Raw genomic sequence first — 13,800 nt, 5'->3', positions numbered from 1 at the left:
GATACCGGTGCCTACTGTGCGGATCACATCGGGTTGGACTGGCCGAAATCGACGATCGGCACGATCTGGGTGGGTTCGCCCTGCGGCTCCTCGCCTAGATCAAGGTCGAGAACCCCCATGCCTGATCTTTCCGGTCGTGCCGCCAACCGTCGGACGTCTTCGAGTTTCTTCCGCGTTTCGATCGACAGCGGGTAGTCCGGACCGCACACCCGCTCGAGATCCGCCAGCGCCACCTCGAAGGTCGCGATCGCTTTGTCGAACCGGCGAGCCGCACGATAGGTGGATGCGAGATCATAGCGCGTGCGGAGAGTTTCGGGATGATCGCGGCCCAGAACCCGTTCCCGGTCTGCCAATGTTCGCTTGTATTCCGCGGTTGCGTCCTTGAACGCCAAGGCCCACTTGTATACACCGGCCAGATTGTTGCGTGAGGTCAGCGTGTCCGGGTGGTCCGGTCCGAGAATCCGTAGACGTGCGTCGAGCGTGCGTCGGTGCAGGGCGATCGCGTCGGTGAGTCGATCTGCTGATCGATAGGTCCCGGCGAGGTTGTTCTGAGACGACAGGGTGTCGGGGTGGTCCGGTCCGAGCACTCGGACGCAATCGGCCAGAGTCCGTTCGTACAACGTGATCGCGGCGGGCAATCGCCCCGCAGATCGGTAAGCCCCGGCAAGGTTGTTCTGGGCGGTAAGCGTATCGGGGTGGTCCGGTCCGAGCACTCGGACGCAATCGGCCAGAGTCCGTTCGAACAGCGGGATCGCCTCGCTGAGACGTCCGGTCGCCCAATAGGCGCTCGCGAGGTTGTTCCGCGAGGCCAACGCGTCCGGGTGATCCTCGCCGAATACACGTTCCCGGTCGGCAAGTGTCCTCTCGTACAACGGAATCGCGTCGCTGTCGCGCAACGCCGTACGGTATGTGCCTGCCAGCTCGTCACGGGAAACGAAAGTATGTGGATGGTCCGGTCCGAGCACCTGCTCCCGTTCCGACAGCGTGTACGCGAACAACTGGATCGCCTCCGCCAGCCGCCCAGCCGCCTGATACGCCCCGGCAAGGCTGTTCCGCGCAGTCAACGTATCCGGATGACGGGGCCCCAGCACGCGTTCGCAGTCCGAGACAGTTCGCTCGTAGAGCGCGATCGCCTCGCTCAAGCGACCGCGCTGCCGAAGGGCTCCGGCCAGGTTCCTGCGCGCTGTGAACGTCTGCGGATGGTCGGGGCCAAGGGTTCGCGTGAAGTCGGCGACCGCCTGTCGGGCGACATCGGCGGCCCGGGTGAAATCCGCGGATGCGCTCAGCTGACGTACCGCCCACGACCGTGCGGCCGCGGCGCGTTCGACCGTCTCCCTCGGCGCGTCCCCGATCCCCGAGGCCCAGAGAGCTTCGATCTGGGAAATCAGGTGCAAGCCGAGCTCTTTGCGATTCCACGCATGCGATTCCTCGAACATGTGTGGTTCCAGGATATGCAACGCATCGGCATGCCATTCGCGGAGCGTTTCATCGGCGCCTGCCCGTTCCCGGACGACGCGGGCCAGCAGCCGATGCATGGTCAACATGTCGCCGGAGACCGACCAGGACAGCACCGAACTGCGCTGGCAATGTTCTATCGCGCCGTACAGAGCTGGTGAAGGCGTTCCTGAACTTCCGTGCCGATCGTCCAGGGAGCTGAGCACATCGAGTCGGACGCCATCGGGCGACAGCACCGCCAGCACCGCGATCAACCGGGGGACCAGCCGGTCGGAGCCGGAAATAACGGCATCCACCGACATCAATAACGCCGCGGCCGTTGAATTCCGATACTCGTGACCGGGAACTCGGAGCAGTACCTCCCGCACCGGATATCGTCGCAACTCGTCCAGGTAGCGCGAATAGTCGCGGGTGCGATGCTGGCGGATGTTCGACGCCGCTGCGGCCAGTGCCAACGGCAGATCACCCAGCTCGGCCGCCACTCCCGCAGCGCCGATCTTGTCGTCCAGGCCGGTCCGCGTCCGCAGGTATTCCACCGATTCGGCACGCATGAACTGGGTGATCTCGACGACTTCACCGAGCTCGGTGAAGGCAGCGTCGGTACTCGTGATCACCACCCGGGTGCGTCCCAGCATGGGCAAGAGCGGCAGTAGTTGATCCGGACCGGCCGCATTGTCGAACACGATCAACGAATCCCCCGGCCACGACGCCAGCCATTCGCGTAGTCTGGCCGCGGACACCATGGAATCACCCTTGGGATCCTGAACCCCCACGGCCGCGGCGATTCTGGCGAGATCCACGACGGCAGTGCCGACGCTTTCTGCATTCACCCAGCCGACCAAACCGCGCCGATCCTGAATCCAGGACCGTGCGTAGGCCGCTGCCACATGAGTCTTCCCGACGCCGCGCATACCGGTGACCGCGCAGACCACCGCAGTCGGGGAAGCTGACAGTGTTTCGGCTAGACGAGTTTCCGTCGATCGCACGATGAACGCGGGTGGTGCGGCCGGAAACTTTCCGACGACGATGCTCTTCTCGCTCGCCTCGCGGGCCATGTGCGTCGGATCCGGCCGGGGCCACAGTGTGACGGTGATGAAGCCCTGGTCCTGTTCGACGAGTGGAGGCCGCGCTCCGATCTCGGCGCAGTCCTGCAGAACCGTCGGGATTCCGCTGCCATCGGCTTCCACCAAGCTGATCCACGACACAATGCTTGCCAGCAGGTGATTACGTTTCTTGGATTGTCCGACGAGAGTCGATAATTCGCGCTGCACCCCATCGGTGAGATCCCGGTCGATCCATACACCGGGACTTGATACTTCGAGCCGGTCCTGGAAAATCCGGACGTGTACCCAGGCATCCATGGCCGAGTAGTCGCGGTGCACCACCGCGTTGGCGATGAGCTCGCGGACCGCGAGCATCGGATACTCGTAGACTGGTAGTGCGGCCGCTTGTTCTCTGCTGGGAAGTTCGCCGCGTCGCACGTTCCGAGCGACGAATTCCCTCGCGGCGACGATCTGGTCGGTAACTGTGCCGCCGAAGCGCTCGCGTTCGCGCGGCGAAGCTCGGTCGAGGCCGTAGTACCGCATGCACTGCACCTGCGCCGCCGGAAACATCAGCGTGGTTCGGTCGCCGAAGAGCAGGACGCCGGTGCCGGTGAGCTGTCCCTGATCGATCAGCGCGGCGCGCTCCAGGAACTCGCGCGGAGTCAGGATCGCCGGATAAAGGGCTTCGACCTCGGGCCGCAGGTCGCCGCGGAAACGCCGCAGTGCGTCGAAGTCGAAACCGGTCGTTGTCCGAAGCTGATCGGTGTATTGACTATCGGATCTCGGAATCGATTCGAGGACAGTGGGGTTCGGTGGAAACCGTTGAGCGAGCGCGCTGAGCAGTTCACGAACGCCCTGGGCGGGATCCAAGTCGAATCTGGCCACCTTGGTTTCCACAGCCAGCTGCTTGACATGTGCCCGGCCGTCCATCTGCACCACGAACACCCGATTACTGCCGTTCGAGTGTGCGGCATGGGCGATATTGTTCGCCCAATTGCTGCCGACGGCTTTCATGGTGCCGCATACGACCAACGGCGCGCCTGTCATCAACAGGTTGTTCACCGACGAGATTTGAGACTCGCCGACGGCGACGGTGCCCGCATGTGTGACGCCGTAGCCGGCCTCGCGCAACGGACCCGCGAGTTGCTCGGCGAAGTTTTCCTCTCCCTCGGCGCACAGGACATAAACCTCTTGCCGTTTCACCGTTTCACCGTTTCACCTCATTGCGGCGCACAAGGCGTCGATTCCCGCAGTCCAGTCGGCGACGAGATCGGCATACTTGATACCGGCGAGAATGGCAGGCGGTTCACCGCCGGTCAGTCGCACCGGCAGCACTTTGATGTCGGCCCCGTCGAGTTGGCGAGCCAAGGCCGACATCCATTCCTGACTCATCCACGGGCTCACCGATCCGGCGGCGGAGTACCCCAGCACCAGATAGGTTGTCCCCGCCAGACCTTCGTTGATCTTCGCGACGATCGAATCGCCGACACCGATCATCCAGACATCGAGCCATACAGTGTGGCCCCGATCGCGGAGATCGTTGGCGAGTCGCTCCGCTGCTACCGAATCGGCCCCACGATGGCTCACGAAGACGTTGCTCATCGGTCCTCCCGAACTCCGCAGCCTCGCAATAAGATAGCTCGGTCATGGCTCGCGGTGCGTCAGTCTATCCGATCGATCCATGGTGTCACCCTGAGTTCGGCGCGAGGAAAGCGATAGCGCCGTCGACTCCACGCTCGGGACCAGGCACTCGCTGAGTTGGTCCGATCAACCCGTCGAGGACACGACTGATGTGCGCCGGGATGGAGCATCCTACGGAATCCCCCTTGACGGCGTCGACCAGCCACCTCCTGGCAAGAGATTCCGATGTGTCGAGACTTGCCGGCGCGAAGAAACTTTCTGCGATGCAGCCGATTACACGACGTAGACCGACATGAGGGCTGTTGAACCAAACGACCGATACATGAAAAAACCGCTTGATGATCCATCGCGAACTCGAGTGATGCGCGATGGCCGGGAATCGGATTCGCCGCCCTTCCGGTCGTTACACCAACGAACTTTCGATGACAACCACGACGAGAGGTGGCACCGTACAACCCACGTTGCGAGATACGTCGTGCGGGCAGCCAGGTCGCGGTGTTATGCCGAAACCGATTGTGCGCCTTCGGCGAAGATCTGGATCCAGTGCATGTGGGAGAGCAGTGAACACTTGGCTGAAAGGGCCTGCCCGCCTGGCGATCACGGCGACAGTTGCGATCGTCGTGGTGATGTCGAGCCTAATGCCCGCTACAGCGGCAAACCTGGACCTTCATGCGGGTGAGGCGATTACTATCGGCGGTTCACACGGCTGCACCCTGGGGTTCTTCGTCATCAATTCGGCCGGATCCCGCTTCGGAGTGACAGCGGGGCACTGTTCGGACACAGTAGGCCAGTCGGTGACAACCGAGGACGCGATCATCGGACATGTTGTCGCCCGAAGAGACGACCAGGACGGGGGCCTGGGAGGTATCGGCGCAGCCCGCGGCTACACACTGTTCGACCTCGCTGAATACGTCCACGTGACAACCAGATTCAAGGCCGTGTCGATACCTGGTTCCGGCGAGGCCATGACGAAGTACGGTAGGACCACGGGCCTCACCCACGGCGAGATCCTCGGTGTACTCATCCATCCCCTCGCCCATGATCTGTCGGTCCTGTGGGGCACCGCCTATGGCACCTACGGCGATTCGGGTGGACCCTGGTTCGGTGCCGATGGCGCGTTGATCGGCATGCACGCGGGCAGCTTCGATACCGGCGACAACGGCACGTTCAGCGGAAAGCTCGCCCAGCCGGTTGTCAGCGTCATCGCCCTGATACAAGCCACCGCGGGCGAGCTCGGTCACGGAATCGGTATCTGGCCGACAACATGATTCGAGCTGGATCGGCCACCCGTGACGAATCGGTGGCAGGGTGACCGCGACGTCCCGTCGTATCCCCGATACCGCCGCGGATGTGTACGTGTTCACAGGCCGCGATGACGAAACCACCGCAGGCACGCTGATCCGCGGTCTGCGGCGGCTCGCTCCCGCGCGGGAGCGCCGGAATTCGCTGAACGTCGTTCGTGGGCCGGGAGACCGCGATGGACGCGAGCCGAATGGGTCGGCGCACCCCCTCACTACCGCGCGCTACTTCCTGCTTCTCGGCTCGCCATCATCAGCACAATCGGCCACCGTCGGCCCCTTGGTCGAGTACTGGCGTACCCACCGCACGAGCAACACCCTTTTGATCGCGGTGACGTCAGGCGACGTGCAATGGGACCGCGCCGCAAGCGACTTCGTCTGGGGCCGGACCACTGCCCTCCCGCGTTCCCTCAGTGGCTACTTCGCCCAAGAACCGCTGTGGGTCGATCTTCGCGAGACTGTCGTGTCGACGCGGGATCCTGAATTCATCAGCAAGACAGCGACTCTCGCCGCAGCGATCCGCGGCTGCACAAAAGAGGAACTCTTCAGTGAAAATGTTCGCCACCACCGCAGACTCGCTATCGTCCGCAACAGTGCGCTGGCCGTAATCGCCCTGCTCACGGTGCTCGCGCTTGTGCTCTTCCTGGTCTTCTTCGAGCAACGCGGCACCGCGCAGTACCAACGCGACCTGGTCACCAGCCGACAGCTGATCGCACAGTCGCGCAACCTCGCGGTGTCGGACCCTCGCCTGTCCCGGCTGCTCGCGGTCGCGGCACGACGCATTGCGCCCGCACCCGAACGAGCCAACGCGGCCGCGGCGCTGTCATCCATCAATATGTCCCCACGACTGCATGTCCTGCATACCGAACGAACCTGGTCTGTGACCTTCAGCCCCGATGGACGAACATTGGCGGCCGGTGGCGGCGACGGGACAGTCCGTATCCTCGACCTCGCCCACGGGGCGCCCCGGACCCGTTCGTGGACAGGACATACGCAAGGGGTCAACGATCTTGCCTACAGCCGTGACGGACGACTACTGGCCTCCGCCGGCGCGGACATGACAGTCCGTATCTGGGACGTCGCCGCGGGCACCATGCGCGGTCAACCACTGACCGGGCACACCGACAACGTCACCGCACTGTCATTCAGCCCCGACGGACGCAGACTCGCTTCGGTGAGCGAAGACCGCACGCTGCGCATGTGGGACGTGGAATCGGGCGCTGCGTCGGGACCGCCATCGAGCTTCGACCACGAACTTCTCGAAGTCGCTTTCGCGCCCGATGGACGGCACATAGCCATCGGCGACGACACCAGCACAGCCCGGCTCATCGATGAAAGTGGCGCGACCATCGGTACACCCCTCGCCATGGACGGCGGAATCGTGACCTCGCTTGCGTTCAGCCCCGACGGTCGGACCCTGGCTTGCTCCAGCAGTCTCGCACGCACCCGATTCTGGGATCTGACAACCGGCCAACGCACCGGCCCCCGCATCCAGGAGACTCCATGGACCTCGGCCGTCGCTTACCTGGGAAACGAATTGCTCGCCTCCGCGGGCGCGCCGGGAACGATCCAGCTCTGGGATACTCGCACCGGCCACCGTCGCGGCCCGCAACTGCAAGGCCACTTCGGGATGATCGACGACCTCACCGCCAGTCCGGACGGCACGATGCTGGCCAGTGTTGGCACCGATCACACCATTCGCATGTGGGACGCGACGCCCACCACCGAAATCCTCGGCGACGCACCCGATGCCGACAACGACGCCGAACGGATCGTCCTCGGCCCGAACGATCGAACACTGGTGGTACTCGGGCGTTACGGCTCGATCACCCGGTGGGACACATCTACGGGTAAGCACAGACAGATCGGGCCGCCAGAGGTGCGGTTCGAATGTCTCACCGCCGACTCAGACGGAACACGGTATGCCACAGCCGATCGCGCAGGCAGGGTACACCTATGGCAGGGCGACCTCATCGAACGTGAGGATGCGGAATTGGACGTACTCACCGACGACAGGTGCGCCCTGGCATACAGCCCAGACGGTTCTATGCTCGCCATCGGCGGTCGTGGTCCGTCGATAACGGTGTGGGACACGCGATCACGAACCAAGAGGGCGGAGCTCACCGCGAACGGTGCCCGCATAGTCGAAGCTCTCGCGATCAGCCCCGACAACCACACACTCGTCGTCGCCGACGCCGAAAACCATCTGGTGTTGTGGAACATCGAATCGGGCAGTCCCCGAGCCACACTGACCGGACACACCAATATCGTCCAAGCCATCGCCTTCAGTCCTGACGGCGAAATTCTCGCCACCGGTAGCGCGGACCGCAGCACACGCCTGTGGGACGTGGCGACCGGTGATCTTGTCGGAGAACCGTTAAAAGGGACGTCGACCAGTGTCGGCGCGCTCGCGTTCAGCCCAGACGGGACCCTGCTGGCCGCGAGTTCTGATACCACCGTGCTGTGGGATATCGCCACGGCGCAAAAGATCGGTGACCCGCTGACCGGGAGCGAAGGCGTCTCCTTCGATCGATCAGGGCGTCATCTGTTCACATCCAACGGTGAGCAGGGTCCCCTTGCTCGGAACCTCGGAGTCCTCGCCGAGGACCAGGTGGCCGTGGCCTGCCGGACGGCGCGATGGGATCTTCTCGCGGCGGAACGTTCACGACATCTCGCTGGATACGACGAACTTGCCGTATGCCCATGACCGAGAACAACGCGACGCACGCGAGCCAGACCCCGGACTATGACCTGTTCATCTCCTACGCACACTCCTCGGACAAAGGCCGGGTCACCGCGATCCAGAACGGCCTCGCCAGACTGGCCAAGCCACCCGGGCGCGTGGAGACGATCCACATATTTCGAGACACGACGAGTCTTGTTCTGGGCGAACCACTGCCGAAGGCGATCGATGAAGCGCTGAAAAGGTCGCGCTACTTTCTCCTGCTCGCCTCGCCGGCAGCAGCTGCCTCGGACTGGGTCCAACAGGAAATAGAACTCTGGCGAAAACATAAGCCTCACAACAACTTGCTGATCGCCGCTATCGACGGAACGCTCGTTTGGGATCTGGCGAGCGAAAACTTCGATCTCTGCGCGAGCGACGCAGTGCCGCGGGTGCTGGATGGATTCTTCCCGGCAAAACCGACCATAGTCGACCTGGCGTGGGCGCGAAGCGTCGAGCAACTGTCGTTGCGGCACAGCATTTTTCGAGATGCCCTCGCCACCTTGAGTGCACCGATCCGCGGGCAGCCGAGACAACAGCTCGTTGCCGCGGAGATCGAATCCCAGCGCAAGCGAACCCTTCTCCGAAACGCCGCGCTGGTGATCGGGGTAATCCTACTCCTCGTACTCGCGGTCGCGGCCCGGATGGTACAGCTCGAGCGAGACACCGTGCGCGCTGAACGCGACCTCGCGTTGACACGGCAATTGATCGCGCAATCACGGCAAATGGCCGATAGCGACCCACGCATGGCCCGGCTACTATCGGTCGCCGCTGTACGTGTGGTTCCGGCGCACGCGCGCGACGAAGCCATGTCAGCGGTCCGTTCGGCATTGCTCGCTCGTGGTTCACTGGTTCTGCGCGGCCACGAAGGATGGGTACGTGCTGTCGACTTCAGCCCGTCGGGAACGATGCTGGACAGTGCCGGCGCCGATCACACAGTGCGACTGTGGGATACCCGCTCCGGTCTGGCGATCGGCGAGCCGCTGCGTGGCCATACCGGTACTGTGCAGACCGTCGCGTTCACCCCGGATGGTCGAACCCTGGTTACAGCCGGTAGCGATCATGTGGTCCGCATCTGGGATGTCGCGTCAGGTCAACCACGAGGCCAGGCGTTGACCGGGCATTCCGGGGCTGTCTACGACGTCGCCGTCAGCCCCGATGGTGGGTGGGCGATCAGTGTGGCTGACGACGGAACGGTGCGCTCGTGGGACCTGCAACGCGGTGAACCGAGGGGTGAACCCTTCGACATGGGCACAGAAGTACGAACTGTCGCCTTTTCATCTGATGGCACGAAGTTCGCCGTCGGCACACTCGACGGACATATCGCGTTGTTCGATGCGCGCACGGAAGCCATGCTCGGACCACCGTCGCAGGCCAACAGTGGCATGGTTTTCGGGTTGGCCTTCACACCCGACAACACCACCCTGATCACCACCGGACACGGGGGAAAGACCCAGTTCTGGGACCTCACGACCAACATGATTTCGGGTGACGCCATCGATGAACCGGCGCTGGCCATGTCGACGGCAGTCAGCCCGAACGGCAGAATAATGGCGACAGGAGGCACACGCTCCACCATCCAGCTATGGGACATGGCCACGCGTAAGGCATTGCGTGAACCCTTGTCCGGACATGAGGCCGGTGTGGCCGGACTCGCATTCAGCCCTGATGGAACGATCCTGGCCAGCGCGGGCAACGATCACACGGTCCGATTGTGGCATCTCACCGTCGGTGAACAACTGGTCCGCAGCACACCGTCAGGTGAGAAATCGCGAATACTCGCCGTCGCCTATTCCCCGGACGGACGCACGGTCGTCAGTGCGGGAGACCAACCTGTCCCACGATTCTGGGACGTCGCGACCCGAACACCGCTCGATATCGCCTTGCTCGGACATACCGGGGCCATCTATGCCCTCACCTACAGCCCAGACGGCAAAATCCTGGCTACCGGGAGCGCCGATCACACTATTCGATTGTGGGACATCAAAACCGGGCAACCTCGCGGTGCCCCACTCACCGGCCACCGCACCGGCATTGTCGACGTGGCATTCAGCCCCGATAGTGCCACTCTGGCGTCGGGCGGTAGTGACGGCGAGGTGCGAGTGTGGGACGTCCAGCAGCTGGTGCAACTAGGACCGCCGTGGACGGATACCGGTGGGGCGGTGGCCTTCTCGCCTCGCGGCGACCTGCTGGCCACTGGCGGAACGGAACTGCGGATATGGGATCGCGATCGACGGCTACGAGCCCGATTGCAAGGCCACAACGGCACGGTGGAGTCGATGACGTTCAGCCCTGACGGCACCACTTTGGCTACCGCCGCAAACGATTACAGTTTGCGGCTCTGGGATACACACAGCGGCCAGGCGATCGATTCGCCGATGATCGGCCATACCGACCAACTGCGCTCGGTCTCCTTCAGTCCGAATGGCACTGTCATGGCCACCAGCAGTACTGATGGGACTATTCGGATGTGGGACTTCGCTACCCGGCAAGTATTGGGAGCCCCGGTGACCGCCGACGAAAGCGGACTCTTCGGGGCAGTATTCAGGCCGGACGGACATCAGCTCGCGTCAGCGGGCATCGACGGCAGTACCCGCCTGTGGGACACCACCCTGCTCGCCGGTGACCCCGTCGCGGCCGCGTGCCGGCTGGTTGGCCGCTCGTTCACTGCCGCTGAACGGGCCTCGTTTCTGCCAGGACGTTCGACGCTGCCGGTGTGTGAATAGTTCCACCAGACGTCGACCCATCGGGGCAAGCCCCAAGGACTACGGAGGATCAGCACATGCCGATACCTGTCATTGACAGCATGTCGCCACGCACGCCCGACTACGACATCTTCCTCTCCTATAGTCGCGCGGCCGACAGCGACCTGGCAGCTGCACTGCAACGGGGTCTTGCCCGTCTGACCAAACCGTGGAACAAGGCGCGGGCGCTCTGGGTGTTTCGTGACAAGACCGACCTGTCCGCCGCCGAGGGCCTTCCTACGCAAATCGAGAACGCATTGAAAGGAGCCCGCTACTTCTTGCTTCTGGCATCACCCGAATCAGCCAAGTCGAAATGGGTTGGGCGGGAGATCAGATACTGGCAGGAGAACAAGACCGCTGATACGTTTCTCATCGCTGTCACCGACGGCATCGTTGCTTGGGACGAGACTCGCGGCGACTTCGACTGGGCGGAAACCGAAACGACCGCCATACCGAAGATCCTTGCCGGATACTTCTCTGCGGAACCGGTTTGGGAAGACCTTCGGTTCGCGCGCGGAAGCGAACAGCTATCGCTGCGGCACAGCGGGTTCCGTAGTGCGGTCGCCACTCTCGCCGCACCCGTGCATGGAGTGCCCAAAGGAGTGCTCGACAGCGAGGACGTCCGTCAACAGCGGACGGTGACCAGGCTGCGTACCGCCGCGATTATCGGCCTCGTCGCGCTACTTGTAGTCGCGATCGCCACCGGCATCGGATTCTTGACGCAACGTAACGACGCCCGTCACCAGCGAGATGTCGCAGCCACTCGCCAGTTGATAGCGGAGTCACGGAATCTGGCGAACACCGATCCCGAACTGGCCAGACTCCTTGCTGTCGCCGCCGCGAAGATCGATGCGGAACCAGAGGCCGACAGCACGCAGGTCGCGCTGCGCACCGCGCTTCTGCACCCGCTTCGGCATGTGATCCGGCATCAGCAACTGATGGCCTCGAGCCTCAGCCCGGATGGCCGCACCCTCGCCACGGGCAGCAACGACGGAACGGTGCGGCTGACAGACGTATACACAGGCCGACAAACTCGTCAGTTCACCGGGACGGCAAGCGTCAATTTCGTGCTGGCATTCAGCCCCGACGGCCGAAAGCTCGCGACAGGCAGCACCGGGAACACAACCGTCGTGTGGGACATCTCCACCGGGAGCCCGCTGCACACACTCGAGAGCGGAGGTGCAGGCAATTTCTACCAGGCTGCCTTCAGCCCCGACGGGTCAACGCTGGCGACGAGCACCGGCCACAATACCGTGATCCTCTGGGACGCCGAATCCGGCAGACAACGAGCAGTATTGGACGATAGTAAGATCGCTGAATTCAGCCCAGACGGAACGTTGATCGCGACCGGCACCGAACACGGCGTCGTCCGCCTCTGGGCCCCTGACACCGGGCAACAACTCGCAGAGTTCACCGGCGACACCAATCGGGTGCACCGCCTGGTGTTCAGTCCCGACAACGGACTGTTGGCGGTCGGAGTACTCGGCCCGACGGTGCGACTCTGGGACACGCGCAGTCATCAGCTGATCCATACCCTCGACAACGGTTCAGCGGCGTGGGGACAAACGTTCAGCCCTGACGGACAGACCATCGCAACGGGAAGCGACGTCGCGCAAACCGTCCGGCTCTGGGACACCACATCCGGCCAGTTGCGTACCACCCTCACCGGCGAAACGATTGCCTTCGGTGCGGGCACGACCGCCGCCACTGGCGACAACGGTGGACATGTCCGGCTGTGGGACACGGCGACCGGACAGCGGCTGGCCGACTTCGCAGGCCACACCGGACAGGTCAAAACCGTCGCATTCACCGGCGATGGCACTGTCCTCGCATCCATGAGCGACGACAACACGGTCAGACTGTGGCGACCGATGATCGGACGACCGACTACGCTGCACGGAGCCGCCGCCGATGCGATCGCCGATGACCTACGAAAAGGAAAATCCCTGGGGCCGACGTTCAGCCCCGACGGACGCCTGCTCGCGACAAGTGGCCGCCCGGCGCGCCTGTGGGATACGGCCACCGGCCAGTTGCGAGCAGCGATCCGGTTCAGCCACCCCGGTAATATACGAGCAGAACTTTTCGGTCCGAACAGTGAAATTCTTGCGACCAGAACCGACGACAGCGATTGGGTACAGTTGTGGGATATCGAATCAAGAAAATTGTTGATCGACATCCCGACAGGCCGATTCGGCGCTTCGAGCCTCAATGCCTTCACCAGCGACGCCGCGACCATCGCGACATCGGGTCAAGGATCGATTCGGCTGTGGAACACCAAAACCGGGGCGCTGGTGCACGAACATCCCGCAGCACTGTACTCACGGGCTCAATTCAGTGTCGACGGGGCCACACTGATGTCAATCGATAAAGATAATCATGAGATCATGTTCCGGGATTCTGTGTCCGGAACGTTGCGGCACTCGCTCAGCGGACAGTCGAATATTGGAAGCATCGAAGCGATCAGCCCCGACGGAACCGTTCTGGCAACCTCCGAAGGTCGCGTGATCGGCCTCTGGCAGCTACCGACAGGTGGTTCCAAACTCCTTACCGGCCACGCGGGCAATATATTCGGTGTTGCCTTCAGCCGCGACTCCGCGATTCTCGCTACAGGCGACCACGAGCACATCGTGCGGTTATGGGATGTCCGAACCGGGCAGTCCCTCACGGAACAACTTGCGGGTCATCAGAAAACGATTCGTGATGCGGTAGTCAGTCCCGACGGCCGGACACTCCTGACAGTCGATGACGACGCAACGATCTTCTCCTGGGACATCGGTGCACTGACCGGCGACCTGATAACAAACACTTGCGCACAGGTAGGCCGTTCCATCACGCCCCAAGAGCGCGAGGCCTACATCCCCGGCCGCGATATGGAGGTGTGCGAAATTTGAGGCTCT

Annotated in this window: 6 protein-coding genes; 4 read left to right on the top strand and 2 right to left on the bottom strand. The window is 63.0% G+C overall.

Translation table 11 applies throughout. The features are described 5' to 3' along the window. Positions 1 to 23: 23 nt before the first annotated feature. Both fxsT and ACFVVI_RS06765 read right to left on the bottom strand, forming a co-directional pair. Positions 24 to 3,701 (bottom strand): FxSxx-COOH system tetratricopeptide repeat protein, encoded by a 3,678-nt coding sequence (fxsT, locus tag ACFVVI_RS06770; RefSeq protein ID WP_387443789.1) that lies wholly within the window; start codon positions 3,699 to 3,701, stop codon positions 24 to 26. Positions 3,702 to 3,713: 12 nt separating this feature from the next. Continuing rightward, positions 3,714 to 4,100 carry a toll/interleukin-1 receptor domain-containing protein gene (locus ACFVVI_RS06765; protein WP_387443787.1) on the bottom strand — a complete coding sequence of 129 codons (387 nt, stop codon included), beginning with the start codon at positions 4,098 to 4,100 and terminating at the stop codon, positions 3,714 to 3,716. Between the two features lie 599 nt (positions 4,101 to 4,699). Between ACFVVI_RS06765 and ACFVVI_RS06760 the strand changes: the two genes are divergently transcribed. Genes ACFVVI_RS06760 through ACFVVI_RS06745 form a run of 4 tightly spaced genes read left to right on the top strand, consistent with a single transcriptional unit; the run spans position 4,700 to position 13,794 of the window. Next, positions 4,700 to 5,407, top strand: a complete 708-nt coding sequence (locus ACFVVI_RS06760; RefSeq protein WP_387443785.1) for a hypothetical protein — start codon at positions 4,700 to 4,702, stop codon at positions 5,405 to 5,407. 40 nt (positions 5,408 to 5,447) lie between these two features. Then, the gene (locus ACFVVI_RS06755; RefSeq protein WP_387443783.1) at positions 5,448 to 8,144 is read left to right on the top strand and encodes a WD40 repeat domain-containing protein; all 2,697 of its coding nucleotides are present in this window, start codon (positions 5,448 to 5,450) and stop codon (positions 8,142 to 8,144) included. Beyond that, positions 8,141 to 10,885, top strand: a complete 2,745-nt coding sequence (locus ACFVVI_RS06750) for a TIR domain-containing protein (RefSeq protein ID WP_387443780.1) — start codon at positions 8,141 to 8,143, stop codon at positions 10,883 to 10,885. Before ACFVVI_RS06755 ends, ACFVVI_RS06750 begins: the two co-directional genes overlap by 4 nt. A 56-nt stretch (positions 10,886 to 10,941) precedes the next feature. Further along, positions 10,942 to 13,794: a TIR domain-containing protein gene (locus tag ACFVVI_RS06745; protein ID WP_387443777.1), complete on the top strand. Its 2,853-nt coding sequence runs from the start codon at positions 10,942 to 10,944 to the stop codon at positions 13,792 to 13,794. The last annotated feature ends 6 nt before the right edge of the window (positions 13,795 to 13,800 follow it).

Origin of the sequence: Nocardia sp. NPDC058114 (assembly GCF_042884695.1) — a bacterium.
Taxonomy (GTDB): domain Bacteria; phylum Actinomycetota; class Actinomycetes; order Mycobacteriales; family Mycobacteriaceae; genus Nocardia.
The sequence above is the reverse complement of the archived record's forward strand: the minus strand, read 5'-3'. Positions and strand labels throughout refer to the sequence as shown.

Coding starts and splice junctions, on each gene's coding strand:
- ACFVVI_RS06765 (WP_387443787.1), bottom strand. CDS start 4,100: ATGAGCAACGTCTTCGTGAGCCATCGTGGGGCCGATTCGGTAGCAGCG.
- ACFVVI_RS06745 (WP_387443777.1), top strand. CDS start 10,942: ATGCCGATACCTGTCATTGACAGCATGTCGCCACGCACGCCCGACTAC.
- ACFVVI_RS06750 (WP_387443780.1), top strand. CDS start 8,141: ATGACCGAGAACAACGCGACGCACGCGAGCCAGACCCCGGACTATGAC.